Annotated in this window: 23 protein-coding genes; 9 read left to right on the top strand and 14 right to left on the bottom strand. The window is 77.1% G+C overall.

Features of this window, described 5'->3' with window-relative positions:
- Window positions 1-47: 47 nt before the first annotated feature.
- Window positions 48-2,564, top strand: coding sequence for a DUF6055 domain-containing protein (locus E5225_RS12900; RefSeq protein ID WP_136225454.1), 2,517 nt, complete (start codon window positions 48-50; stop codon window positions 2,562-2,564).
- Between the two features lie 39 nt (window positions 2,565-2,603).
- Here E5225_RS12900 and E5225_RS12895 read toward each other — a convergent pair whose 3' ends face one another.
- Both E5225_RS12895 and E5225_RS12890 read right to left on the bottom strand, forming a co-directional pair.
- Window positions 2,604-4,466, bottom strand: coding sequence for a phospho-sugar mutase (locus E5225_RS12895; RefSeq protein ID WP_135975359.1), 1,863 nt, complete (start codon window positions 4,464-4,466; stop codon window positions 2,604-2,606).
- A 193-nt stretch (window positions 4,467-4,659) separates the two neighbouring features.
- Window positions 4,660-5,550 (bottom strand): purine-nucleoside phosphorylase, encoded by an 891-nt coding sequence (locus E5225_RS12890; RefSeq protein ID WP_135975355.1) that lies wholly within the window; start codon window positions 5,548-5,550, stop codon window positions 4,660-4,662.
- Between the two features lie 157 nt (window positions 5,551-5,707).
- Between E5225_RS12890 and E5225_RS12885 the strand changes: the two genes are divergently transcribed.
- Window positions 5,708-7,204 (top strand): NAD(P)H-quinone dehydrogenase, encoded by a 1,497-nt coding sequence (locus E5225_RS12885; protein ID WP_243738407.1) that lies wholly within the window; start codon window positions 5,708-5,710, stop codon window positions 7,202-7,204.
- A 63-nt stretch (window positions 7,205-7,267) separates the two neighbouring features.
- On the opposite strand, the gene E5225_RS12880 is transcribed toward E5225_RS12885, so the two are convergent.
- The 4 genes from E5225_RS12880 to E5225_RS12865 form a co-directional block, all read right to left on the bottom strand.
- The gene (locus tag E5225_RS12880; RefSeq protein ID WP_135975358.1) at window positions 7,268-8,566 is read right to left on the bottom strand and encodes a hypothetical protein; all 1,299 of its coding nucleotides are present in this window, start codon (window positions 8,564-8,566) and stop codon (window positions 7,268-7,270) included.
- Between the two features lie 112 nt (window positions 8,567-8,678).
- Window positions 8,679-9,185 (bottom strand): NUDIX hydrolase, encoded by a 507-nt coding sequence (locus tag E5225_RS12875; protein ID WP_243738406.1) that lies wholly within the window; start codon window positions 9,183-9,185, stop codon window positions 8,679-8,681.
- 17 nt (window positions 9,186-9,202) lie between these two features.
- Window positions 9,203-11,026: an ATP-binding protein gene (locus E5225_RS12870; RefSeq protein WP_244243664.1), complete on the bottom strand. Its 1,824-nt coding sequence runs from the start codon at window positions 11,024-11,026 to the stop codon at window positions 9,203-9,205.
- A gap of 187 nt (window positions 11,027-11,213) precedes the next feature.
- A complete protein-coding gene (locus E5225_RS12865; protein ID WP_135973809.1) occupies window positions 11,214-11,894 on the bottom strand; it encodes a Maf family protein in 681 nt (226 codons plus the stop codon).
- An 84-nt stretch (window positions 11,895-11,978) separates the two neighbouring features.
- Here E5225_RS12865 and E5225_RS12860 point away from each other — a divergent pair, with 84 nt between their 5' ends.
- From E5225_RS12860 to E5225_RS12845, 4 genes are all read left to right on the top strand, one after another.
- Window positions 11,979-12,308: an ArsR/SmtB family transcription factor gene (locus E5225_RS12860; protein WP_135973808.1), complete on the top strand. Its 330-nt coding sequence runs from the start codon at window positions 11,979-11,981 to the stop codon at window positions 12,306-12,308.
- Window positions 12,305-12,772, top strand: a complete 468-nt coding sequence (locus tag E5225_RS12855) for an SRPBCC domain-containing protein (protein ID WP_135973807.1) — start codon at window positions 12,305-12,307, stop codon at window positions 12,770-12,772. The genes E5225_RS12860 and E5225_RS12855 overlap by 4 nt, the downstream gene beginning before the upstream one ends.
- Before the next feature lie 49 nt (window positions 12,773-12,821).
- Complete coding sequence (locus tag E5225_RS12850; RefSeq protein WP_135973806.1) at window positions 12,822-13,157, top strand: YnfA family protein; 336 nt, start codon at window positions 12,822-12,824, stop codon at window positions 13,155-13,157.
- A gap of 133 nt (window positions 13,158-13,290) precedes the next feature.
- A complete protein-coding gene (locus tag E5225_RS12845; RefSeq protein WP_243738265.1) occupies window positions 13,291-14,016 on the top strand; it encodes a vitamin K epoxide reductase family protein in 726 nt (241 codons plus the stop codon).
- Between the two features lie 18 nt (window positions 14,017-14,034).
- Here E5225_RS12845 and E5225_RS12840 read toward each other — a convergent pair whose 3' ends face one another.
- From E5225_RS12840 to E5225_RS12825, 4 genes are all read right to left on the bottom strand, one after another.
- Window positions 14,035-15,744: a DUF885 domain-containing protein gene (locus tag E5225_RS12840; RefSeq protein ID WP_135973804.1), complete on the bottom strand. Its 1,710-nt coding sequence runs from the start codon at window positions 15,742-15,744 to the stop codon at window positions 14,035-14,037.
- Between the two features lie 86 nt (window positions 15,745-15,830).
- Window positions 15,831-16,106, bottom strand: a complete 276-nt coding sequence (locus E5225_RS12835) for an acyl-CoA carboxylase subunit epsilon (RefSeq protein ID WP_135973803.1) — start codon at window positions 16,104-16,106, stop codon at window positions 15,831-15,833.
- Window positions 16,103-16,648 carry a hypothetical protein gene (locus tag E5225_RS12830; RefSeq protein ID WP_341765663.1) on the bottom strand — a complete coding sequence of 182 codons (546 nt, stop codon included), beginning with the start codon at window positions 16,646-16,648 and terminating at the stop codon, window positions 16,103-16,105. Before E5225_RS12830 ends, E5225_RS12835 begins: the two co-directional genes overlap by 4 nt.
- The gene (locus E5225_RS12825) at window positions 16,645-18,240 is read right to left on the bottom strand and encodes an acyl-CoA carboxylase subunit beta (RefSeq protein WP_135973802.1); all 1,596 of its coding nucleotides are present in this window, start codon (window positions 18,238-18,240) and stop codon (window positions 16,645-16,647) included. Before E5225_RS12825 ends, E5225_RS12830 begins: the two co-directional genes overlap by 4 nt.
- 146 nt (window positions 18,241-18,386) lie before the next feature.
- Here E5225_RS12825 and E5225_RS12820 point away from each other — a divergent pair, with 146 nt between their 5' ends.
- Together E5225_RS12820 and E5225_RS12815 are read left to right on the top strand one after the other, a co-directional pair.
- A complete protein-coding gene (locus E5225_RS12820; protein ID WP_208012556.1) occupies window positions 18,387-19,253 on the top strand; it encodes a biotin--[acetyl-CoA-carboxylase] ligase in 867 nt (288 codons plus the stop codon).
- An 88-nt stretch (window positions 19,254-19,341) separates the two neighbouring features.
- On the top strand, window positions 19,342-20,547 hold the full coding sequence (locus E5225_RS12815) for an adenylate/guanylate cyclase domain-containing protein (protein ID WP_135973801.1): 1,206 nt from the start codon (window positions 19,342-19,344) through the stop codon (window positions 20,545-20,547).
- 44 nt (window positions 20,548-20,591) lie between these two features.
- Here the strand turns inward: E5225_RS12815 and E5225_RS12810 are convergent, their stop codons facing one another.
- A complete protein-coding gene (locus E5225_RS12810; RefSeq protein ID WP_135973800.1) occupies window positions 20,592-21,350 on the bottom strand; it encodes an SOS response-associated peptidase in 759 nt (252 codons plus the stop codon).
- A 141-nt stretch (window positions 21,351-21,491) separates the two neighbouring features.
- On the opposite strand from E5225_RS12810, the gene E5225_RS12805 reads away from it, so the two are divergent.
- Complete coding sequence (locus E5225_RS12805; protein WP_166435974.1) at window positions 21,492-22,796, top strand: multidrug effflux MFS transporter; 1,305 nt, start codon at window positions 21,492-21,494, stop codon at window positions 22,794-22,796.
- Window positions 22,797-22,850: 54 nt separating this feature from the next.
- On the opposite strand, the gene E5225_RS12800 is transcribed toward E5225_RS12805, so the two are convergent.
- The 3 genes from E5225_RS12800 to E5225_RS12790 all read right to left on the bottom strand — a co-directional run bounded on the left by E5225_RS12800 (window position 22,851) and on the right by E5225_RS12790 (window position 24,880).
- Window positions 22,851-24,089 (bottom strand): pyridoxal phosphate-dependent aminotransferase, encoded by a 1,239-nt coding sequence (locus tag E5225_RS12800; RefSeq protein ID WP_135973798.1) that lies wholly within the window; start codon window positions 24,087-24,089, stop codon window positions 22,851-22,853.
- Window positions 24,090-24,115: 26 nt separating this feature from the next.
- Window positions 24,116-24,241 (bottom strand): molybdopterin oxidoreductase, encoded by a 126-nt coding sequence (locus E5225_RS12795; protein WP_135973797.1) that lies wholly within the window; start codon window positions 24,239-24,241, stop codon window positions 24,116-24,118.
- 90 nt (window positions 24,242-24,331) lie between these two features.
- Window positions 24,332-24,880 (bottom strand): hypothetical protein, encoded by a 549-nt coding sequence (locus E5225_RS12790; RefSeq protein ID WP_135973796.1) that lies wholly within the window; start codon window positions 24,878-24,880, stop codon window positions 24,332-24,334.
- Window positions 24,881-25,169 lie beyond the last annotated feature (289 nt).

The following is a 25,169-nucleotide window of genomic DNA, read 5'->3' as shown; positions in this document are numbered from 1 at the left end:
TCCACGGACCTCGGCGTGCGCATCCGGCGGGAGGAGACGCACGCGCCATGGCGAGGATCCGACGCGGCACGCTCGTCGTGGCCCTCCTCGTGCCGTTCGTCCTCGGCGCCGTGCTCGCGACGGCCCTGGGCACCACCGCCGGCGGCCCCCGGGACCTCGTCGTGCCGGCCGCGTGGCGCACCGCGTGGGACGTGGCGCACGTGCGCGAGGGCGACCGCGTCGCCCTCGCGTGGGGTGACCGGGCCGGCGCCGACCCGCGCGCGGCGGACGGCGACCTCGCGTTCGACCCGGGCGCCGCGCTCGCCCGGCTCGAGCGCCTGCACGCCCTGCACGTGGACGAGCTGGGCCTCGGCGCGCGCGACGGGCCGCTCGCCGAGCGCAAGCTCCTCGTGGTGGTCGACGGCACGTGGAGCGAGGGTCCCGGAGCGCGCGACGGCACCGGCCAGGGACCGCCGGCCGGCGACGGGACGAGTGCCGACGTGGTGGACGGCGTCGCCGTGCTGCGCGTGGCTCCCGCCGTGCTCGGTGCAGACCGGGCGGCGGACGGCGGCGCGACGGCGGACCCGCCCGCTGCGGACGGCTCGACCGCCGACGGCGCTGCCCGCGACGGCCCTGCCCGCGACGGCCCTGCCCGCGACGGCCCCGTGCATGACGGCCCCGGGCACGACGGAGCGGTGCAGGCCGGACCCACGGTCGTCGCCGGCACGTCGTGGGAGCTCGCGCGCGGGTCGGCGGAGGCCGCGCTGCGGATCACGGCCGCGGAGCGCGGCGGCCCGGCGGGTCCCGCGGCCACGGCGTTCCTCTCGGCGAGCGCCGCGTACCTCGCGACCCTGGCCGTGCCGAGCGGGCACGCCGACGTCACCGAGCTCCTGCGCGCGCCGCACCTCGCCTGGGGCAGCACCCGGCACGCCGCCGCGGGGTGGCTGCTGCTCGACTCCCTCGTCGCGCGCGCCGACCCGGCGCTCGTGGCGGAGCTGTGGACCGACGCGCGGGACGGCGAGGCCGTGCTCGCCGCGTACGCCCGCCTCACGTCCGCGAGCCCCGAGGCCCTCAACCGCCGGGTGGCGCAGTACGCGATGCGCGCCGCGACGGGCGACGCCGCCGGCACCGATGCCGACGGGACCGGCGTCGGCCTCCTCGACGGCATCGACCCCGTGCTGCTCGCGGACCGCACGACGCCGACCGAGCCGGCGCCCGGCGACCCGTCCCACCACCGCGTCACCGGTGCGTTCGCACCGGCGGCGTACGGGTTCACGGTCGTCCGCCTGGTCCCCGACGGGTCCGGTGGCGACGTGCGCGTCCGGGTGCGCGGGCACGCCGAGACGGTCGCGGCCGGCGACGCCCGCTGGAGCGTCGGCATGGTCGCGCTCGGGCCCGACGGCGTCCGGTACGGACCCGTGACCGAGACCGTCGACGGCGACGTGACGCTCACGCCCCGCACCGGTGACGCCGCGGTCCTGCTGGTCGTCACGGCGACGCCGGGCACCGTGCCCGAGCGTGCGGGGGAGGCGTTCGCCACGACGACGCGCTACCCCTACGAGTTCCGTGTCGCGGGCGCCGCCGTGGCGGACCCCGCCGGCGCGGAGCCGGCGGCCGGTGGCCACCGGCACGCGAACGGCGGCGGCTGGGTCGACGACCGCGCGAGCGTGGACCCGACCGTCTACGTCGGCCCGCAGGCCGTCGTGCGCGGCGCCGCACAGGTGCGCGGCGACGCCCGGCTCGAGGGGCGCGCATGGGTCGAGGACGGCGCCGTCGTGCAGGACCGTGCGGTCGTGCGCGACGCCGCGGTCGTGCGCCCCGGGGCACGCCTGTCCGGCACGGTCGTCGTCGGGGGCGACGCGGTCGCCGACGGCGTCTGCACCGCGGGCGTGCACACCTCGTACCGGCCCGGGGCGACGTGCGAGGACGCCGCCGCGGACGGCGACGTCAACCCGACCGTCACGCCGTTCAGCGCCGACGAGCTCGTCCTGACTCCGGCCCCCGCCGCACCCGGGCCGGGGCCGGCGGTGCCCGGCGCCCCGACGCCCGCACCGGCCGACGGGGCCGGGGAGCCGGCGGCGCCGCCGACCGGCACCGGTGCGGGCGGAACCGGTGCGGGCGGGACCGGTGGCGGCGGGACCGGTGGCGGCGGGACCGGTGGCGGCGGGACCGGTGGCGGCGGCGGTGGCGCCGGTGGTCAGCCCACGCGCGCGCCGGCGCCCCCGCCCCCGGCGCCGTCGCCCGGGGTGGTCGCGCCGCCGTCGGCCGTGCCCGCGGGCGCGTGCACCGCGCGGTACGAGCTCGTGACGTCCTGGCCCGGCGGGTACCAGGCCCAGGTGACCGTCACCGCCACCACGTCCGGGGTGACGGGCTGGCTCGTCCAGTGGCCGGCCGTGCCCGGCCTCGGCATCAACGACCGCTGGGGCGCCGACATCGGGACGAGCGGCGGCACCGTCAGCGCCGAGAACCTGTCGTGGAACGGCACGGTCGCCGACCGTCAGTCGGTGGTGTTCGGCTTCACCGGGACCGCCGACGACGGCGCGGCCGCGACGATCCCGCAGCTGCGCTGCACCCGGACCCGCTGACGCACGGCCGCGTCCGGGGCCGCCGGGCGCCGGCGCGGATCAGGCGTCGAGGCCGAGGGCGGCGCGCACGTCGTCCGCCAGCCGCTCGAGCCGCTCGCGCGCGTCCCGGTGGGCCGCGTCGAGCGCGCCGCGGTCCGCGTCCGGGGCCACCGGCACGACCACCTCGAGGTACGACTTCACCTTCGGCTCGGTGCCCGACGGGCGCACCACGACGCGCGTGCCGTCGGCCGTGAGCAGGCGCAGGCCGTCGGTCGCGGGCAGGCCGCCCCGGTCGTCGTCGGTGCCCGCGGCGAGGTCGACGACCTCGGTCACGGGAGAGCCCGCGAGCGTGCGCGGCGGCTGCGCCCGCAGGTGGGCCATGGTCGCGCCGATCCGGGACAGGTCCGCGAACCGGGCGCTGACCTGGTCGGTCACGTGCAGGCCGTGCGCCCGCGCGAGGTCGTCGAGCGCGTCGACCAGCGTGCGGCCCTCCGCGGCGAGGCGCGCGGCGAGGTCGAGCACCCGCACGGCGGCCGAGATGCCGTCCTTGTCGCGCACGTGGGCCGGGTCGACGCAGTAGCCCAGCGCCTCCTCGTACCCGAACACGAGGCCGTCGACCCGCGCGATCCACTTGAACCCCGTGAGCGTCGTGGCGGAGCGCAGGCCGGCGGCGGCGGCGACGGCCGCGAGCAGCCGCGAGGAGACGATCGAGCACGCCAGCGTGGGCGGCGCCGCGCCGTCGGCGACGGTGACCGGGCCGCCGGCGGTCATGCGCGCGGCGGCGTCGGCGCCGAGCAGGGCGCCCACCTCGTCCCCGTGCAGCATGCGCCAGCCGTCGGCCTGGGGCGTCGTCGGGGCGCCCGGCACGTGGGACCGGGCGTCGACGAGCGCGACCGCGCACCGGTCGGCGTCGGGGTCGAGCGCGATGACGACGTCCGCCCGCTCCACGCTCGCCCGCGCGAGCGCCAGGTCGATGGCGCCCGGCTCCTCCGGGTTGGGGAACGCGACGGTGGGGAACGCGGGGTCCGGCCGGGCCTGCTCGGGCACGACCTGCACGCCCGTGAAGCCGGCGCGGGCGAGCACCTCGAGCGCGACGGCGCCGCCGACGCCGTGCAGCGGGGTGAGCACGACGCGCAGGGACGCGCGCCGGTGCGCGGTCGTCCCGTCGGGTGCGGGCACGACCGCCGCGGCGTCCTCGACGTACCCGGCGACGACCTCCTCCCCGAGCTCGGTCCAGCCGCGGTCGGCCCGCGGCACCGACGCGACCGACGGCACGCGCGCGATCTCCGCGGCGATGGCGGCGTCGGCGGGCGGCACGATCTGGGCGCCCTGGCCGGCGTCGGTGACGACACGGCCGCCGAGGTAGACCTTGTAGCCGTTGTCGCGCGGCGGGTTGTGGGACGCGGTCACCATGACGCCGGCGTCGGCGTCGTACCGGCGCACGGCGGCCGCGAGCACCGGGGTGGGCAGCGGCCGCGGCAGCATCAGCACCTCGATCCCCACGGCCGTCATGACGGCGGCCGTGTCGAGCGCGAAGCGGTCGGAGTTGCGGCGCGCGTCGTACCCCACGACCACGCGCGGGGGGCGCGCGTCACCCTCGAGCTCGCCGAGCAGGTGCGCCGCGAGTCCCGCGGCCGCGCGGACGACGACGGCCCGGTTCATGCGGTGCGGACCCCCGCCGAGCTCGCCGCGCAGGCCCGCGGTGCCGAACTGGAGGAGGCCCGAGAACCGGTCGGCGAGGTCGGTGCGCGCCCGGGCCGCGGCGTCGACGGCCTGCCGCTCCTCGGGGTCGAGCGGGGCGCCGGGGTCACGGACCTCGGAGCCGACCGGGCGGTCGCGGGCCGTGCGCAGGAGGTCCGTCAGCTCCTGCCGGGTCTCGGGGTCCGGGTCGTCGGCGACCCACGCCTCGACGCGCTGCTGCAGGTCGGCCCACCGGTCGTGGCGGTCGTCCCCCGCCGGGTCGGGCGACGCCCCGCCGGGCGCGTGGTCGGGTGCGCCGCCGGCGCGGACGTCCTGGGCGTCGTTCGCTGCACTCACCCCTCCAACGTACTGGCCGGTACAGGGGTGCGACGCGACGTGCGGGCGGCGACGGCGTCGTCCGGGACCGCCCGCCCGCTCAGAGCCGGCGGACGACGTCCGCGAGCAGCGCGCTGATCCGCGGCCCGGCCGCGCGGCCCGCCGCGAGGACCTCCTCGTGGGCGAGCGGCTCGGCACCGATGCCCGCGGCGAGGTTCGTCACCAGGGAGATGCCGAGCACCTCGAGGCCGGCGTGCCGGGCCGCGATCGCCTCGAGCGTCGTCGACATGCCGACGAGGTCACCGCCCAGCCGCCCCGCCATCGTGACCTCGGCCGGCGTCTCGTAGTGCGGTCCGCGGAACTGCACGTAGACGCCCTCGTCGAGGGAGGCGTCGACCTCCCGGGCGAGCGCGCGCAGCCGCGGCGAGTACAGGTCCGTGAGGTCGACGAACGTCGCACCCTCGAGCGGCGACGTCGCCGTGAGGTTGATGTGGTCCCGGATGAGCACGGGCGTGCCCGGCCCCCACGCGGGGTTCAGGCCCCCGCACCCGTTCGTCAGCACGACCGTCGACGCCCCCGCCGCCGCCGCGGTCCGGACGCCGTGCACGACGCGCCGCACCCCGCGGCCCTCGTACAGGTGGGTGCGCGACCCGAGGACGAGCGCGAACCGCTCGGGACGCGCGTCCGTGCCGGCGATCCGCACGGAGCGCAGCGTGCCGACGTGGCCGAGGACGGCCGGCGCCGAGAAGCCCGGCACCTCGTGGCTCGGGATCTCCGCGACCGTCTCGCCGAGCAGGTCGGCGGCACCGCCCCAGCCCGAGCCGAGGACCAGCGCGACGTCGTGCCGCGCGACGCCCGTGCGCTCGGCGAGGACAGCCGCGGCCTGCTGCGCGACGTCGAACGGGTCCGTCGCGGGGTCGTCGAGCTCCGGGACGTCGCCGGCGCCGTCGAGGGGGTGCGGGGCGGTCAGGTCACGCTCGGCGTCGGTCATGCGACCAGGCTATCCGCGGCGCCGGCCGGGCCGGGTGCTCGCACGGCGCGCCCGGTCGGGCAGGATGGGGGCCGTGAGCCGCCCGGAGCCCGACCTGTCCGCCCCGTCCGCCACCCCCGCCCAGCCCGCCGTCGCCGCCGCCGTCGCCGCGTCGACGGTGCGCCGCACCGACGACGGACCGCCCGCCGGCCGCGTGGTGATCGTCGGCGGCGGCCCCGGCGGCTACGAGGCGGCGCTCGTCGCGCGCCGGCTCGGCGCACAGGTCACGGTGGTCGAGCGGCAGGGTCTCGGCGGCGCGGCCGTGCTGACCGACGTCGTCCCGTCCAAGACGCTCATCGCCACGGCCGAGTGGATGACCATCGCCGACCGCGCCCCCGAGCTGGGCATCCGGCTCGACCGGCTCGCGGCGGGCCTCGGCCCGGAGGAGGACGTCGACGGCGCGGACGACCGGCCGCCCGGCGGCACCGGCTCGGCGGTGCGCGACGCGCTGCACCACCGCATCGACCTCGACGCGGTGAACACGCGCGTCAAGGCGCTGGCGGCCGCGCAGTCCGCCGACATCCGCACCCGCCTCGAGCGCGAGGGCGTCGACGTGGTCACCGGCACCGGCCGGCTGCTGGACCCCCAGCACGTGGCCGTGCGCACCCCCGAGGGGCGCGAGCACACGATCGACGCCGACGTCGTGCTGGTCTCCACCGGGGCGACGCCGCGCGTGCTGCCCGAGGCGCGGCCCGACGGCGAGCGGATCCTCACGTGGACGCAGATGTACAACCTCACGTCGCTGCCGGAGCGGCTGATCGTGGTGGGGTCGGGCGTGACCGGCGCCGAGTTCGCCGGCGCGTACACCTCGCTGGGCGCGGACGTGGTGCTCGTCTCCAGCCGCGAGCGCGTGCTGCCGGGCGAGGACCAGGACGCCGCGGAGCTCATCGAGCGGATCTTCACGCAGCGCGGCATGACGGTGATGTCGCGCTCGCGGGCGTCCGGGGCGCGCCGCACCGCCGACGGCGTGGTCGTCACGCTCGAGGACGGGCGCGAGGTCGAGGGGTCGCACGTGCTGCTGGCCGTCGGCGCCGTGCCGACGACCCGCGACCTCGGGCTCGAGGAGGCGGGCGTCGCCCTGACGTCGTCGGGTCACGTCGCGGTCGACAAGGTCTCGCGCACGAACGTGCGCGGCGTCTACGCGGCCGGCGACTGCACGGGCGTGCTGCCCCTCGCGTCGGTCGCCGCGACGCAGGGCCGCATCGCGATGTCGCACGCGCTCGGGGACGCGGTCCGCCCGCTGGCGCTGCGGGGCATCTCCGCCAACATCTTCACCGCCCCGGAGATCGCGACGGTGGGCGACTCGGAGAGCCGGCTGCGTGAGCGGGGCGTGCAGTACCAGACGAGCATGTTGCCGCTGGCGCGCAACCCGCGCGCGAAGATGCTGGGCGTCCGGGACGGGTTCGTGAAGGTGTTCGCCCACGCGGGCACGGGCACGGTGCTGGGTGCCGTCGTCGTCGGCCCCCGCGCGAGCGAGTCGATCTTCCCGCTGACGCTCGCCGTCACGCACCGGCTGACGGCGGACCAGATCGCCGACACCTCGACGGTGTACCCGTCGATGTCGGGCACCATCGGTGAGGTCGCCCGGATGATGCACCACCGCAGCGAGGACTGACACACCGCGGTCTGCGGCCCCCGGTCGGGTGTCCCGGCGCACGCGCGGCGTCCGGGGGCCGCGTCAGGGGGCTATGACGTACTCGCGCGGCGGCGGCGGCTCCCCGGCCCCGGCGACGGCGTGGACGAGCGCGAGCACGAGGGCGGGCAGCAGGAGCAGCCGCGCGGAGTTGACCCGCGCCGGTATCCGCGCGGCCGACGACGCGCGGACGGGTGCGGCCGCGCCCGCGCCGACGGGGTCGGGCGTGCGGCGGCGCAGCCCCGCGGCGGCGAGCGCCAGCGCGGCGCCCGGACCGACGGCGAGCACCAGGCCGACCGGGTGCTGGCCGAGCGCCGAGAGCAGCCAGGGCGCGAGCGCGGTCGCCGCGACCGCAGCGGTCGCCAGCGCGGTGCGGCGAGCACCGGGCGGCGCGGGGCGGTGGGCGCTCAGGGCGCTCGCGAGGACCGCACCGGCCGCCACGAGCGCGACGGCGGCCGCCGCGAGCGCGGGCGGGCCGGACAGGGAGTACGTCCCCACGACCCCGGCGGGGACGGCCACCGTCGCGACGACGCGGGCCGCGGGCGACCACGGGTCCGGCCGCAGCAGCAGCCAGACCCCGACGCTGGTGGCGAGCACGAGGACGAGACCGGCGACGCCCACGCCGACCCCGGCGGCCGCGGCGGCGGACGTCGGGTCGGCCAGGACGATGCCGAGCACGAGCACCGCCGGCCCGACCACCCAGGTGCGCCGCGGTCGTCCCGACGGCGGCTCCTCGGCGAGCGCATCGGCGTGACCGAGCCCCACGGCCGCCGCGACCGCACTGGCCCCGAGCGCCACCAGGAGGACCCCGGACCAGAACGGTGCGGTCCACGGGTCGGCGCCCAGGTCGGCCACCGGCGTCGCGTCGGTCCGCCGCAGGGTCGTGCCGAGGGCCGTCCAGAGCCCCGCACCCAGCAGCAGGCCGGTCGCGGCCTGGCGTCCGCCGCCCAGGCGCGCCGAGGCGTGCACGACGGCGAGGGTCAGCGCGGCGAGCGCCGCCGCGAGGGCGGGTACGGACAGCACGACGGCGAGCGCGCCGGTGGACAGCAACGCCGGGACCGCGAGGGCCACCGCCACGACGGCCGCGACCAGCACCTGCCGTGCGTCCGGCACCCCGGGGACCCCCGTGGCGGGACCCCGCAGGAGGAGCGCCGTCCCGAGTCCCGCCAGGACGACGACGACCACGGCGGCGACGGCCGGTCCGGCGCCCGGCGTCCCGGGCAGGACGAGCGACGACCACGTGGCGGCCATGAGCGCGGTGAGCACCGCGACCAGCCACGCGCGCGACGGGATGCCCAGGTCGGGCGCGGTCCGCGGCACGGAGGCGGGTTCGGGGGACGTCACGAGGCGGCACGCTACCCGGCGCGCCGGCGCACCGCGGCCGGTCGCGGCGCGCGGACGCCCACGTCGTCGGGGGGAGGGAGCGGACGGCGTCCGGCGCCCGCGAAGCGAGCGGTCAGCCGGCGTCGACCCGCGCGCGCAGCGTGGGCCACGCGTCGGCGAACGCGGGGAGCAGCGGCCGGTCCTCGACCTGGTCGAGCGGGACCCACGCGACCTCGATGCTCTCGGCGTCGGTGGCCGTCGGGGTGAACGGCACGATCGTCTCGGCGAGCACGGTCGTGTAGGACCAGTCGGGGTGCTCGAGCACGTGCGTGCCGAGGAGGCGCACGGCGCCGGGGTCGACGCCGGCCTCCTCCTGCGCCTCCCGCAGCGCCGCCTGCTCGGGGGACTCGTCCTCGGCGCGCGCGCCGCCGGGCAGGGCCCACGTGCCGCCCGCGTCGCTCCACAGGGCGCGGTGCTGCAGCACGACGTCGGTGGCGCGGGCGGTGGCGTCACGCCGCACGAGCAGCAGCCCGGCGGCACCGTGCAGCCCCCAGTGCCGGCGGCCGCAGCCGCACGTCACCCACCCGTCGCCGGGCACGCGGTGCCGGCGGGCCTCCGGTGGCACCGCGTCGGGCGGCACGTGGGCGCCGGGCGCGGTCAGCCGACGATCTCGCAGATCGCGCTGCCCGCGCTCACGCTCGCGCCGACGCCGGCGGTGAGCTGCTGCACGGTGCCGGCGCGGTGCGCGACCAGCGGCTGCTCCATCTTCATCGCCTCCAGGACCACGACGAGGTCGCCCTCGGCGACGAGCGCGCCCTCGGCGACGGCGACCTTGACGATCGTGCCCTGCATGGGGGAGGCGAGCGTGGTGCCGTTGCCGCCGGCCCGCGTCGCGCGCGGGCGGGCGGTGCGGCGGGGCGCGGCGCCGGGACGCGCGCCGCCGGCACGGCCGGGACCGGTGCCGGGCCCGCGGCCGAGCCCCAGCGCGACCGGCAGCACGACCTCGAGGCGCTTGCCGCCGACCTCGACCACGACGCGCTCCAGCGCCGTGATGTCCAGCGCGCCGTCCTCCGCCGGTGCGGCGGGCGACCCGCCGAGCCCGGCGACGGTCTCGGCGAACTCGGTCTCGATCCAGCGCGTGTGCACGCGGAACGGTGCCGCCGCGTCGGCGGGCACGAAGGCGTCGGCCTCGAGGACGGCGCGGTGGAACGGGACGACGGTCGGGATGCCCACGACCTCGAGCTCCGCGAGCGCGCGCCGGGCGCGCTCGACGGCCTGGCGCCGGTCGGCGCCCGTGACGATGAGCTTGGCGATCATCGAGTCGAACATGCCCGACACGGTGTCGCCCTCGACGACCCCCGAGTCCACGCGCACGCCCGGCCCCGCGGGGAAGCGCAGCCGCGTGATCCGGCCCGGGGCCGGCAGGAACCCCGCGGCGGGGTCCTCGCCGTTGATGCGGAACTCGATCGAGTGCCCGCGCGTCGCGACCTCCGTGTACCCGAGGGGCTCGCCCGCGGCGACGCGCAGCTGCTCGCGGACCAGGTCGATGCCGGAGATCTCCTCCGTGACCGGGTGCTCCACCTGCAGGCGCGTGTTGACCTCGAGGAACGAGACGGTGCCGTCCGCGCCGACGAGGAACTCGCACGTGCCGGCGCCCACGTACCCGGCCTCCCGCAGGATCGCCTTCGACGACTCGACGAGCGTGCGGCGCTGGTCGTCGGTGAGGAACGGCGCGGGCGCCTCCTCGACGAGCTTCTGGTGCCGGCGCTGCAGCGAGCAGTCGCGCGTCGAGACGACGACGACCGTGCCGTACGCGTCGGCGAGGCACTGCGTCTCGACGTGGCGCGGCCGGTCGAGGTACCGCTCGACGAAGCACTCGCCCCGGCCGAACGCGGCGACGGCCTCCCGGACCGCCGACTCGTACATCTCGTCGATCTCGTCGGCGGTCCGCGCGACCTTCAGTCCGCGCCCGCCGCCGCCGAACGCCGCCTTGATCGCGACGGGCAGGCCGTGCTCGGCGGCGAACTCGTGGATCTCCGACGCGTCCGTGACGGGCTCGGGGGTGCCGGCGACGAGGGGGGCGCCGGCGCGCTGCGCGATGTGCCGTGCGCTCACCTTGTCGCCCAGCTGCTCGATCGCGGACGGCGGCGGGCCCACCCACACGAGGCCGGCGCCCAGCACGGCGCGCGCGAAGTCGGCGTTCTCCGCGAGGAACCCGTAGCCCGGGTGCACGGCGTCGGCGCCGGACCGGCGGGCCACGTCGAGCAGCTTGGGGATGTCGAGGTACGTCTCGGCCGCGCGGGCGCCGTCGAGCGCGTACGCCTCGTCCGCGGTGCGCACGTGCAGGGCCTCGCGGTCGGTGTCGGAGTACACGGCCACCGACGCCAGTCCGGCGTCGCGGCAGGCACGGGCGATGCGGACCGCGATCTCGCCGCGGTTGGCGATGAGCACCTTGCTCAGGGACGTCGTCGACTCGGGCACGGCTCACCGTAGCGCGCGGGCGCGGCGGCGCCGGAGCCCCTCCACGAGCGCCGGCGAAGATTGGGGAAGGGACCAAGGCCCCACGGGAGATGCTTGTAGGAACCCACGACGCCCACGCGGCCGTCGCGCGGTCACGACGTCCCCCGGTTGTCCGGGTCGGACAACCGGGGCCGCCCCGCCCGCACCCTCAGCGGCGCCAGAGGTCGGGCACGCGCAGCCCGATCTGGCCGAGCAGCTCGCGCAGGAGCGGCAGGCTCACGCCGATGACCGCGTGGTGGTCGCCCTCGATCCGCTCGACGAACGGGCCGCCGAGCCCGTCCACCGTGAACGCGCCCGCGACCGCGAGCGGTTCGCCGGTGGCGACGTACGCCGCGATCTCGTCGTCCGACACGTCGGCGAAGTGCACGACCGTGGACGCCGTCGCGCCGAGCGTCCCGCCCGTGCCGGGGCCGTCGGCGCCCGACGGCCGGTCGTCGACGAGCCAGTGCCCGGTGTGCAGGACGCCGGAGCGCCCGCGCATGGCCTGCCAGCGGGCGACCGCGTCGGCCGCGTCGCGCGGCTTGCCCAGGGCCTCGCCGTCGAGCTCGAGCATCGAGTCGCAGCCCAGCAGCACGAGGTCGTCCTCGCCGTCCCAGCCCGGCACGTCCGGCGGGACGTCCGCCGACAGCCGACGGGCGACGTCCTCGACCTTCGCCTGGGCGAGCACGAGCACCGCGTCGGCCGGGTCGAGGTCGCCGAAGCGCTCGCGGGCCGCGGCGAGCACCGCGTCCTCGTCGACGCCCGAGACGGCCACGAGCGGGTCGAGGCCGGCGGAGGTGAGCGTCGCGCGGCGGGCGGGGGAGGCAGAGGCGAGCAGCAGGCGGGTCACGCCGCCCGACCCTAGCCCGGCGGGGACCCGTCATCCGTCCGGAGGGCTTCACAGGTGACCGTCGAGTCACCTAATGTCGTCCGGGTGAGCACGGACGCCGTCATCGCCGCGATCGCGGACCCCACCCGGCGGCGCCTGCTCGACGCGCTGCGGGAGCGCGACGGGCGCTCGGTGCGCGAGCTCACCGAGGCCGTGGCCCCGCTGGGACCGCACGTCGTGCTCAAGCACGTGCGGGTGCTGGAGGCGGCGGGGCTGGTGGTGACGCAGAAGGTCGGACGCCGGCGCCTGTGCCACCTCAACCCCGTGCCGATCGTCCAGCTCGCCGAGCGGTGGATCGACGACTTCGGCGCGCGCACCGCGTCCGGGCTCACGGCCCTGAAGCGCCAGCTCGAGGACGAGGGACGAGTGACATGAGCGAGAGCAGCACCGAGACCGGCACCGAGACCGGCACCGAGACCAGCACCGAGACCAGCACCCCGACCGGCACCGACCGCGTCTACCGCGTGCACGTCGCCGCGTCGCCGGAGGCCGCGTGGGCCGCCCTCACCGAGCCGGACCGCACGCGTGCCTGGTACTTCGGCACGGCCGCCGTCACCACGTGGGAGGTGGGGTCCACCGTCGAGTACGTCGACGGCGACGGCACCCCGCAGATCCGCGGCGTGGTGCTGGCGCACGACCCGCCCCGCACGCTCTCGCACACCTTCGTCGCGGTCTGGGCGGGTGAGCCCGACGACCAGGGCGTGCTGACGTGGACGGTCGAGGCGGAGGGCGACGGCTGCCGCATCACGCTGGTGCACGCGGGCGGGCACGGCGCCGAGACGGCCGAGGGCTCCGCGTACCTGGTCGGCGCGCTCCAGGATCACCTCGAGGCGGCGTGACCGGCACGCCGGGTGGACGCCCGGCCGGTGCCCCACCAGGCTCGGCGCCATGACGCTGACCCGGTCCCTCCTGCTGTTCGTCGTGGCCGCGCTGTGCGAGATCGGCGGCGCGTGGCTGGTGTGGCAGGGCGTGCGCGAGCACCGCGGGTGGGCGTGGATCGGCGCGGGCGTGCTGGCGCTGGGGGCGTACGGGTTCGTCGCGACCCTGCAGCCGGACGCGCACTTCGGCCGGATCCTCGCCGCGTACGGCGGGGTCTTCGTCGCCGGGTCGCTCGCGTGGGGGATGGTCGTCGACGGCTACCGGCCCGACCGGTGGGACGTGACCGGTGCGCTCGTGTGCCTCGTGGGCGTGGGCCTGATCATGTACGCGCCGCGCCCGGCGTGACGGCGGCGCTACCGCGGGCGCCCCGCACCGGCGACGACGGCGGCCGGGACCATGGTCTGCCCGTGGCACAGGTCGGCGTGACACCATGCAGGTCCCGACCACGTCCGCCGGTGAGCCGCGCAGGAGGACCCCCGTGAACCAGCCCAGCGCCCCGACGGGTCGGACGGCGACGACGCCGCCCGGCCGCGACGCGGACGACGCGTACGACGAGCTCGACCCGGCCGACCTCGCGCCCGCCGACCCGCTGGACTCCGGCCCGGCCCCGCTGCCGTGGCGGCGCCGCACCGCGATCGAGATGGTCGTGTCCGGGCTCATCGGCCTGTACGCGTCGTTCGTGCTGTCGATCGAGGCGGTCGTCCTCGCGGGCGACCCCGACGCGGACCTGTCGTGCGACCTCAACGCGGTGATCAGCTGCGGCACGGTCGGGCGGTCGTGGCAGGCGAACCTGCTGGGTGAGCACTTCCCGAACGCGTTCCTGGGCATCGCCGCCGAGGCGGTCGTGCTGACGCTCGCGGTCGCCATGATCGGCGGCGTGCGGTTCCCGCGCTGGTTCATGCTCACGGCCCAGGTCGTCTACACGCTCGGGCTGGTGTTCGCGCTGTGGCTGTTCCACCAGGCGTACACGGTGATCGGCGCGCTGTGCCCGTGGTGCCTGCTCATCACGGTGACGACGACGCTCGTCTGGGCGGGCCTGACCCGCATCAACGTGCGCGACGGCCACCTGCGGCTGCCGGGCGGTGCCGGGCCGTGGGCGCGGCGCTTCGTCGCGGCCGGCAACGACTGGTTCGTCACCGTCGCGTTCCTCGTGCTGCTCGCGGCGCTGGTGCTGCTCAAGTACGGCTGGGCGATCCTGGGCTGAGGCCCCGGCCGCTCGGCGTCAGACGCCGAGCGCCGAGGGGAGGATCTCCAGCGGCACGGAGCCGAGCCGCAGGGCACGCGCGTGGAAGTCGCGCAGGTCGAACGCGTGGCCCCGCTCCGCGGACGTGCGGCGCGCCGTGTCGCGCGCCTGCTCCCACAGGCGCTGGCCGACCTTGTACGACGGCGCCTGCCCCGGCCAGCCCAGGTAGCGCGTGTACTCGAACCGCACGAACCACTCGGACATGTTGACGTTCGCCGCGAGGAACGCCCACGCGCTCTCGGGCGTCCACACGCCGCCGTACCCGGCGGGCGCGGGCAGGCCCAGGTGCACCCCGATGTCGAACACGACGCGCGCGGCGCGCAGGCGCTGCCCGTCGAGCATCCCGAGCCGGTCGCCCGGGTCGTCGAGGAAGCCCAGGTCGGCCATGAGCCGCTCGGCGTAGAGCGCCCAGCCCTCGCCGTGGCCCGACGTCCACGCCGCGAGGCGGCGCCACTGGTTGAGCGTCGAGCGCTCGTGCACGGCCTGCGCGATCTGCAGGTGGTGGCCCGGGACGCCCTCGTGGTAGACGGTCGTCAGCTCGCGCCACGTGTGGAACGTCGTCACGTCCTCGGGCACGGACCACCACATGCGACCCGGCCGGCTGAAGTCGTCGCTGGGGCCCGTGTAGTAGATGGCGCCCGTGCGCGACGGCGCGATCCGGCACTCGAGCGTGCGCACGGGCAGGGGGATGTCGAAGTGCGTCCCGTCGAGCGCGTCGATGGCGGCGTCGGACGTGCGCTGCATCCAGGCCCGCAGGGCGTCGGTGTCCGTCAGGGTGCGCGCCGGGTCGGCGTCGAGCAGCGCGACGGCCTCCTCGACGGTCGCACCCGGCCCCGCGACCTGCGCGGCGAGCTCCGTCTGCTCCGCCTGCACGCGCGCGAGCTCCTCGAGCCCCCAGGCGTACGTCTCCTCGAGGTCCAGCGTCGCGCCCACCCAGTGCCGCGACCACAACGCGTACCGGTCGCGGCCGGCGGCGTCGGCCTCGGGCGCCTGCGGTGCGAGCTCCTCGGCGAGGAAGCGCGCGAGCTCGCCGTACGCCGCGCGGGCGTCGGCCGACGCCCGCTCCAGGTCGCCGCGCAGCGGGTGGTCGCCGCCGAGGACCGCCTCGGCCTCGGGCCCGCGCACGAGCCGCGCGAGCGCCGAGCCCTCCGCGTCGGCGAGCCCCTGCGCCTGCTCCACCACCGCACGGACCTGCCGGATCGGGGCGACGTGACCGCGCGCGGCGGCCGTCCGCAGCGACACCGTGTAGCCCGCGAGCGCCCCGCGCACGGCGCGCAGGCGGGCCGCGACGTCGTCCCACCCCTCCGGGGTGCCGGTCGCCATGAGGTCGAACACCTCGGCGACCGACTGCGCGGGGGAGGAGATGTTGTTCAGGCGCCGCTCGTCCTCGCCCGCGTCGTGCAGCTCGATCTCGTTGCGCAGCGCGAACCGCATGGCCGCCAGCGTCACGGTGTCGACGTCGTCCGCCGGGGCGAGGCCCTCGAGCGCGATGAGCGTCGACCGGCGCTGCTCGGCGCGGGCGGCGTGACCGTCGGGGGAGAAGTCGGGCAGCTCGCGCTCGTGCCCCGGGACGCCGAGGTGGGTGGCCTCGATGGGGTGCAGCCGGGCCAGCGCGGCGACGTAGGCGTCGGCGACGGCGTCGACGGGGGTGGCGGTGCGGGCGGGTCCGGACGGGGGCAGCGTGCTCACCCCGGAACCCTACGGGCCCGGGTCCTGCGAGGCCCGTGCGCGGGGCGATCGGCGGGTCGGGGGCGGGGCGGTCCGACGCCGTCGCGTCAGGGGTGCAGGCTCCACCGCCACGCGTCCGGGTCGGGGGACTGCGGTGTCGTGCCGCGGGGCCCGCCCGTGGCCGTCCAGCGCGCGCGGGCGGCGCGCGCGGCGTCGTCCCGGGCGACGGCGAGCGCGTCGCCCTCGTCGTCGCCCGGGCCGGCGGAGGTGGCCACCAGCCCGGCGACGAGGGCGGCGAGCTCGACGTCGTCGGGCGTGCCGCGCACGACGTGCACGTGCGTGCCGCCGGTCCGGGCCGCGAGGGCGTCGTCCGGTGCGCTCACTCGTCGTCCTCCTCGTCGTCGTCGTCGAGCAGCACGGGCGCGCCGCGCCCGGCGCCCCACTCGCCCACCACGAAGCCGCGGTCGACCAGGGTCTGCGTGATCTGCGCGCCCCCGTCGTCGACGACGTCGAGCACGGACTCGAGCGTGAGGTCGGTGACGCCGCCGGGCAGCTCGACGACGAACCCGAGGTGGAACGTGTCGCGCTCGCCCGGCTCGGCGGCCGGGTCGGGGCGGTCGTCCCACGTCATGCCGGTGAGGTCCGCGTGCAGGCCGAGGCGGCTGTGCAGCAGGTCGTACAGGCCCGCGTTGAGCCCGCCGACGCGTGCCTCGAGCGCCAGCACGCGCGGGTCCTCGTCGGCCTCGCGGGCGCCGAACTCGGCGCGCACACCGACCGCCGTCTCGACGTAGGCGTGCAGCGCGGCGGACAGCGCGTCGACCGCCGCGTGCAGGTCCGTCGCGTCGACGCCCTCGAGCGGCTGGCGTCCGTGCGAGGCGGGGTCGTGCTCGTCGGGCGCGCCCATGGGCTCCGGCTCGGTGCTCACAGCGGGATGTTCCCGTGCTTCTTGGGCGGCATGCTCGCGCGCTTGGTCCGCAGCAGGCGCAGCGCCTTGACGATCTCGCTGCGCGTCTGCGACGGCGCGATCACCGCGTCGACGTAGCCGCGGTCGGCCGCCTCCCAGGGGTGCACGATCGCGTCCTCGTACTCCGCCGTGAGCCGGCGGCGCTCCACCTCGACGTCGCCGCCGGCGTCGGCGACGCCCCGGAGCGCGGCCCGCTGCAGGATGTTCACGGCCCCGCCCGCGCCCATGACCGCGATCTGCGCGGTGGGCCACGCGAGGTTGACGTCCGCGCCGAGCTGCTTGGAGCCCATGACGATGTACGCGCCGCCGTAGGCCTTGCGCGTGATGACCGTGACGAGCGGGACGGTCGCCTCCGCGTACGCGTAGATGAGCTTCGCGCCCCGCCGGATGATGCCGTTCCACTCCTGGTCGGTGCCGGGCAGGAAGCCCGGGACGTCGACGAACGTGAGCACCGGGACGCCGAACGCGTCGCACGTGCGCACGAACCGCGCGGCCTTCTCGGCCGCGTCGATGTCGAGCGTGCCCGCCATCCGCTGGGGCTGGTTCGCGACCACGCCGACGGGCCGGCCGTCGACGTGCCCGAAGCCGACGACCACGTTCTGGGCGTACAGCGCCTGCACCTCCAGCAGCGCGCCGTCGTCGAGCACGTGCTCGAGCACGGTGTGCATGTCGTACGGCTGGTTGTCGGAGTCGGGCACGAGCGTGTCGAGGACGAGGTCGTCCTCGGTGACCTCGGTCGGCGACTCGTGGGGGTAGAGCGGCGGGTCGGAGAGGTTGTTCTGCGGCAGGTACGACAGCAGGGACCGGACCCAGTCGATGGCGTCGTCCTCGTCCGAGGCCATGTAGTGCGCGACGCCCGACTTGGTGGAGTGCGTGGTCGCGCCGCCGAGCTCCTCGAAGCCGACGTCCTCTCCCGTCACGGCGCGGATGACGTCGGGCCCCGTGATGAACATGTTCGACGTGCCGTCGGCCATGACGATGAAGTCCGTGAGTGCGGGGGAGTACACCGCACCGCCCGCCGACGGCCCCAGGATGAGGCTGATCTGCGGGATGACGCCCGACGCGGCGACGTTGCGGCGGAAGATCTCCGCGAACTGCGTGAGCGCCGCGACGCCCTCCTGGATCCGCGCGCCGCCGCCGTCGCTGATGCCGATGAGCGGCACCCCCGTGCGCAGCGCGAGGTCCATGACCTTCGCGATCTTCTGCCCGTGCACCTCGCCGAGGCTGCCGCCGAAGACCGTGAAGTCCTGCGAGTAGACCGCCACGGGCCGGCCGTCGACCGTGCCGTGCCCGACGACGACGCCGTCGCCCGGGATGCGCCGGCCGCCGAGGCCGAAGTTGGTCGAGCGGTGCCGCACGAACGCGTCGATCTCGGTGAACGAGCCGTCGTCGAGGAGCTGGTGGATGCGCTCGCGGGCGGACTTCTTGCCGCGGGCGTGCTGCTTGCCGGCGGCGGCCTCCTCGGCGTCGACGGCCGCCGTGCGGCGGGCCTCCAGGTCGGCGAGCAGGTCCGCGGTCGTGCGGCCGGGTGCTGCGGGATCGGTCGAGGTCACCCGAGGAAGGCTAGTTGTCGGTGTCGACCAGCCGTGTGCACACCACGGACCGTGTTGCCCGGAACCGGCTGTGGGGACCCCACAAGCGCGCGCCGGCCGGACCGCTCACGCTGCCCGGCGCCGACCCGCTGGGCCATGATGACCGGGTGACGCACGCACGCCCCCCGCTCGAGGTCTCCGCGCTGCGCGCGCTGCTGCTCGCCCCGGCCGGGCCGCTGGCCCGGCTCGACGTCGTGGACGCGACCGCGTCGACCAACGCCGACGTCGTCGCCGCCCTGCGCCGCGAGCCCGTGGCGTGGCCGCACGCCAGCCTGCTCGTCGCCGACCACCAGACGCACGGCCGCGGCCGCACCGGCCGCACCTGGCTGACCCCCGCCCGGTCCGCGCTGACCTGCACCTTCGTCGCCCGCCCGCGGTCGGGACCGGAGACGTACGGCTGGCTGCCGCTGCTCGCGGGCCTGGGGACCGTGCGCGCGCTGCGCGCGACCACGGGCGTGCGCGCCGTGCTGAAGTGGCCCAACGACGTCCTCGTCGACCTCGGGCCCGACGCGGACGACCTCGAGGGCTGGGGGACGGCCCGCAAGGTGGCCGGCATCCTCGCCGAGGTGGTCCCCGACGCGGGGCCGGGCCCCGCCGTGGCCGTCGGCATCGGCGTGAACGTCGACCAGGCGGCCGACGAGCTGCCCGTCCCGTGGGCGACGTCGCTCGCGCTCGCGGGCGCGCGCGACACCGCCCGCTCCACGGTGCTCACGGCGCTCGTCGGCGCGCTGGACGAGGTCGCGTCCCGATGGGCGGAGGGCGGCGGCGACGCGGCCGCGACCGGCCTGGCGGACGAGGTCGCCGCGGTGTGCGCCACGCTCGGGCGCGCGGTGGCCGTCGAGCTGCCCGACGGCTCGACGCTGCGCGGGACCGCGCGGCGGCTCGACGCCGACGGTGCGCTGGTCGTCGCGGACGGTGACGGCCGGGAGCGCACCGTGCACGCCGGCGACGTGCGGCACGTCCGGGGCGCGTGAGCCCGCGGGGCGCTGCGCCCCGTGCGCGCACCGGGCGCCGGCGCCGCGGGTCCCGGGCCACGGCGGAGCGGTGAACTAGTCTCGTGGCGTGCACGACGGCGTCCGCGGCGTCCCCGGCTCCCGGGCGACCGCACCCCAGGAGGCCCCCGCCGCCGACCCCACGCAGGAGCCGACGGGCTGCGCCACGCACGAGCCGGCCTCCCGCCCCACGCCCGAGCCGGCCACCGGTGCCCCGACCCGTGCGCCGCAGCCGCCCGGCACGACCCGGGAGCTCGACGACCTGCTGCTCGGCGGCCCCCGCACGCTGACCGCGGCCGACCTGGCCCGGCGCTACGACATCGAGATCGACCTGGTCCGCACGTTCTGGCGCACGCTCGGGCTCCCGGCGGGCGGGGACGACGAGCCGCTGTACACCGAGCGCGACGCCGAGGCGATCCGCCTCGCGGGGTCGCTGCTGCGCACGTACGGGCTGGCCCTGCCCACGGTCGTCACGGTCGTGCGGGCGTTCGGACACACCTCCGACCGGCTGGCGCTGTGGCAGGTCGAGGCGCTCGTGGAGGACATGGCGTCCCGCTACGCGCTGGACGACACGAGCGCGCGGCTGCTCGTGCTCGACCGGCTCAAGGACCTCGCGCCCGTGCTCGAGCAGCAGCTGCTGCACTCCTACCGCCGCCAGCTCGCCGCGGTCGCGGACCGGTACGCCACGGAGTTCGGGGAGGTCCGCGAGGACTCCGGCGAGGTCGGGCGGCTGCCGCTCGCGCGCGCCGTCGGGTTCGCCGACATGGTCTCGTTCACGCGGCGCACCGCCGGCCTCGGGTCCACGGACCTGTCGCAGTTCGTGCAGCGGTTCGAGGCGGCGGCGCGCGACGTCGTGGTCGGCGCCGGGGGGCGCGTCGTGAAGACGATCGGCGACGCGGTGCTGTTCATCGCCGACACCCCCGGCGTCGGCGCACGCGTGGCGCTCGGGCTCGCCGACGCGTTCGGTGCGTCGCTCGACGTGGACGCGGAGCGCGGCGCCGGCGGGCTGGCCGAGGGCGCGCGCGGTGTCACCCCGGTGCGCGTCGGGATGGTGTGGGGGCGGGTCCTGTCCCGGTTCGGCGACGTGTTCGGCCCGGTCGTGAACCTGGCGGCCCGGCTGACGGACGTGGCGGAGCCGAGCACCGTCCTCGTCGACGCCGGCACGGCCGCGGTGCTCGGCGGGGACCCGAGGTTCGTGCTCGAGCGGCTGCCCGCGCGCGACCTCGCCGGGGTGGGCGAGGTCACGCCCTACCGGCTGTCGACCGCCGGCGCCTGACCGTCCGGCCCCCGGCGCGGCCCGGCCGCGTCGCCGGGCCCGCGTCAGGTCGCGTGCACGTCCTCGCCCACGGGCTCCAGGAGGTCGGGGGCGTTGTTCGCGACGGTGTTGACCCGGGTCGACACCGGCGTCGCGACCAGGTCCGGCGGCGTCACGTCGAGCAGCGCGCGCGCCTCGTCCGCGCCGACCGCGGGGTCGAGCCAGGCCGCCCACCGGTCCCGCGGGAGCATGAGCGGCTGCCGGTCGTGGATCGCCGCGAGCTGCTCGGTCGCGGCCGGACGCGTGACGACGGTCGCGGAGACCACCCAGCGGCCGGGGTCGTCGTCGTCCTTGGTCGGGTCCTTCCAGAACTCGTACAGGCCCGCCAGCGCCGCGAGGTCGCCGTCGGCGGGGTGGATCCAGTACGGCTGCTTGGCGGTGCGCCGGCTGCGGGGCGCGCCCTCGGGGGCCTCGAGCCGCTGCCACTCGTAGTAGCCGTCCGCCGGGAGCAGCGCCCGCCGCACCGCGAACGGCTTGGCGAACGCGGGCTTGTCGGCGATCGTCTCCACGCGTGCGTTGATCATCCGCGCGCCCACCGACGGGTCCTTCGCCCACGACGGCACGAGGCCCCACCGGGCCACGCGCAGCTGGCGCGTGATCTCACCGGTGGTGCGGTCGGCCCGCTCCACGACCATGCGCACGCCGTCCGTGGGCGCGACGTTCCACGACGGGGGGAGGAGCCGGACGTCGTCGGCGATCGTGGCGACCGCGAACTCGTCGGCGATCTGCTCGTCCTCCCGGAAGGACGCGTAGCGGCCGCACATGGGACCAGCCTCTCACCGACCGCCGACACGGCCGGTGGCGGGGTCGGCGGGTGCGGGGTCGGCGGGTGCGGCCGACGCCGCCGGGGCCAGTTCCTCGAATCGATTCGCGCGCCCTCGCCGGGCGGTGCGACGATGGTGGGGATGTCTCTCCAGCCCGACCCTGCTCCGCGTTCCGTCGCCGACGGTGCGGGTGCTGCCGCACCCGCCGCACCCGCCGCACCCACGCCCGGCCCGGGGGACCCGGCGTACCGCCCGGACTGGCGGTACGTCCTGCTCCTCGGCTCGATGACCGCGCTGCCCGCGGTGTCGACCGACATCTACCTGCCGTCCCTGCCGGACGTGGCCCGGGACCTCGGCACGTCCGCGGCCGCGGCGCAGCTGACGATGACGGGCATGCTGCTCGGCGGCGCCGTCGGCCAGCTCGTCATCGGCCCGCTGTCGGACCGGTTCGGGCGGCGCGGGCCCGTGCTCGTGGGCGTCGCGCTGCACGTCGTCACGTCGGTGCTGTGCGCCGTCGCACCCGCGATCGTGCCGCTGATCGCGCTGCGGATGCTCCAGGGCTTCTTCAACGCGTCCGCCTCCGTGGTCGCGATGGCGCTCATCCGCGACCGCTTCGTCGGCTCGGACGCCTCGCGCCTGATGTCGCGGCTCATGCTCGTCATCGGCGTCGCGCCGATGTTCGCGCCGTCGGTGGGCGGGCTGATCGCGGGGCAGTGGGGGTGGCGGGCGGTGTTCTACGCGCTCGCGGTCTTCGGGGTCGGCCTCTGGGTGGTCGTGCTGACGAAGATGCCCGAGACCCTGCCCGCCGAGCGTCGCCGTGGCGGTGGGATCCGCACGGCGCTGTCCGGGTACCGCGCCCTGCTGCGGGACCGGCACTTCGTGGCGCTCGCGGTGCTGCCGGGCCTCAACATGGCCGTGCTGATGAGCTACGTCGTCGCGTCGCCGTTCGTGCTCCGAGAGGGCTACGGGCTGTCGGAGCACCAGTTCTCGCTGGTGTTCGCCGTCAACGGTGTCGGCCTGGTGCTCGGCGCGCAGATCAACGCGGCGATCGTGCGGCGGGTCGCGCCCATCCGCATCCTGCGCGCCTCGCAGGTCGCCGTCGTGCTGCTCTCGGGCGTCCTGCTGGTGCTCGGCATCACCGGCGCCGGCGGCATGTGGGCGCTGCTCGTCGTCCTGTGGTTCGTGCTCGCCCTCGTGAACTTCGCGCCGCCGAACGCCTCGAGCATCGCGCTCGGCCGGCACGGGGAGGTCGCCGGCACCGCGGCGGCCTTCATCGGCGCGTGCCAGGCCGGGGTGTCCGGCCTCGTCAGCCCCGTGTCGGGACTGCTCGGCGGGGACGCGCTGGCGATGACGGGCGTGATGGCGGCCGCGTCGGTCGCCGCGCTGGCCGTGCTCGCGCTCGCGACGCCGGCCTTCCGCCGCGGCGGCGCGTGGCAGCTGACCTGACGCGGCGGCGGCGCACCACGTCGACGGCGCGCAGGTCCCGACCCGGTCCCGGCGTCAGCGGACGCCGCGCAGGCGCGCCAGGCGGGTCACCGCCTCCTCGAGCACCTCGCGGCGCTTGACGAAGGTGAATCGCACGTAGCTCCCGAGCGCGTGGTGGGCGACCGAGCCCGGTCGCGTGAACGCCCGCACCGGCACGCCGACGACGCCGGCGAGGGCGGGCAGCTCGCGGCACAGCGCGACGCCGTCGCCGTACCCCAGCGGCGCCGCGTCGGCGAGGACGAAGTAGGTGCCGTCGGGCCGGACGACGTCGAAGCCGGCCTCGCGCAGGCCCGCCGCGAGCAGGTCGCGGCGCTCGGCGAGCGACACCACGAGCTCGTCGACCCACGCGAGCGCGGCGGGGTCGGTGAGCGCAGCGGCGACCGCGGGCTGGAACGGTGCCCCCGACACGTACGTCAGGAACTGCTTGACGGTCCGCACGGCCGTGACCAGCGCCGCGGGCCCGGTGACCCAGCCGATCTTCCAGCCGGTGAACGAGAACGTCTTGCCCGACGAGGACACGGTCAGGGTGCGCTCGGCCATGCCCGGCAGGGTCGCGACGGGCACGTGCTCGACGCCGAACACGAGGTGCTCGTAGACCTCGTCCGTCACGACGGTCAGGTCGTGGGCGACCGCGACGCGTGCGACCGCCTCGAGCTCGTCCCGGCGCAGCACCGCGCCGGTCGGGTTGTGCGGCGAGTTCAGCAGCAGCAGACGCGTGCGCGGCGTCACCGCGGCCGTCAGGGCGTCGGCGTCGAGGCGGAACCCGTCGGGCGCCGGTCGCAGCGGGACGGTGGTGTGCCGGGCGCCGGCCATCGCGACGACCGCGGCGTACGAGTCGTAGAACGGCTCCAGGGTGAGCACCTCGTCGCCGGGCCCCGCGAGCGCGAGCACCGCCGCGGCGAGCCCCTCCGTCGCTCCCGTGGTGACGAGCACCTGGCTGTCCGGGTCGAGCCCGATGCCGTACCGCGCCGCCTGGTGCGCGGCGACGGCGGCGCGCAGCGCCGGGATGCCGGTCCCCGGCGGGTACTGGTTGTGACCGGCCAGGATCGCGTCCGCCGCAGCGCGTGCGACGGCCGACGGCCCGTCGACGTCGGGGAACCCCTGGCCGAGGTTGAGCGCACCGGTGCGTGCGGCGAGCGCCGACATCTCGGCGAAGACCGTGGCGCGCACGCCGCCGTCCGCGTCGAGGAGACCGGCCGCCGCGGCGACCTGGTGCCAGCGCGGCGGGGGGCGGTGACCGGAGGAGGTGCTCACGCCTCCCGAGCGTAGGCGCGAGCGGCTCAGACCAGGCCGGCCGCCGCCACGAGCCCGCTGACGACGAGCAGGGCGAGCGACGACCACGCCGCCACCACCCACCACTCGGCGTGGTGGTGCGGCACCTCGCGGACCGGGTTGCGTGTTGCCATGTCTCCACCATCGGCACGTGTCGGGAGCGGGTGCAGTCGTGCGGCGGCGCGTCGCGGATTTCACCCGCGCACGCCGCCGCACGGAGGAGGTCAGCCGGCGGCGGCGGCCTCGAGGTCGTTGCCGAGCGTGGCGAGCTCGTCGGCCAGCGAGCGCAGCGCGTCGCCGCCCTCCGCGCCGGCGTTCGCGGTCGCGGAGTCGAGCCCCGCCTCCGCGGCGGCGACCTTCTCGCGCGCGGCCGTCACGGCCTCCTGGGAGGCGGCCTCGCCCTGGTCCTTCACCTGGGTGAGCGCGGCCTCGGCCTCGTCGACGGCGACCTGTGCGGACGTCACGGCCTCGTCGGCCTGGGCGCGCGCCTGGTCGTCGAGCGACCCGAGCGCCGCGCGGGCCTCGTCGATGCGCGTGCGGGCGGCCGCCACGTCGCCCTCGGCGGCGGCGACCGCCTCCTGCAGCGCGTCGCCGGCGTCCTTGACGTCGTCGGCGGCGCCCTGGGCGGCCTCGCCGACCTCGTCGGCGACCTGGTCGACGTCGGCGTCGGTGCAGGCCGACAGGCCGAGCACGAGCAGACCGGCGGCGGCGGCGCCGACGGCGCGGGCGCGGAGCGGGCGGGTGGGGCGGACGGACGGACGGGTCGCTGCCACGGGGACCTCCTGGGGTCGTCGTCGTGCGGCTCACGGCCACCCGCGGGGCTGGGGAGGGAGAGCGGGGGAGAGGGGGGGAGAGCGGAGGGGCGGCCGGCGCCACAGTCTGCCGGTCGCACCGACACCCCGCCCGTCGTCCTCATCCAGGTCTCATCCGCGCAGGTCACGCGGGTCCTGGTGGCGGCGCACCGGGCCGTCCGGGGACGACGACGCCCCCCGCCCGTGCGGGCGGGGGGCGTCGGGGCGAGCGTCGACGGAGACACCCCCGGGGAGGGGTGGACGACCGTCG

The organism is Cellulomonas shaoxiangyii (assembly GCF_004798685.1).
In the GTDB taxonomy this organism is placed as follows: Bacteria; Actinomycetota; Actinomycetes; order Actinomycetales; family Cellulomonadaceae; genus Cellulomonas; species Cellulomonas shaoxiangyii.
This window is presented reverse-complemented; position numbering and strand designations above follow the sequence as displayed.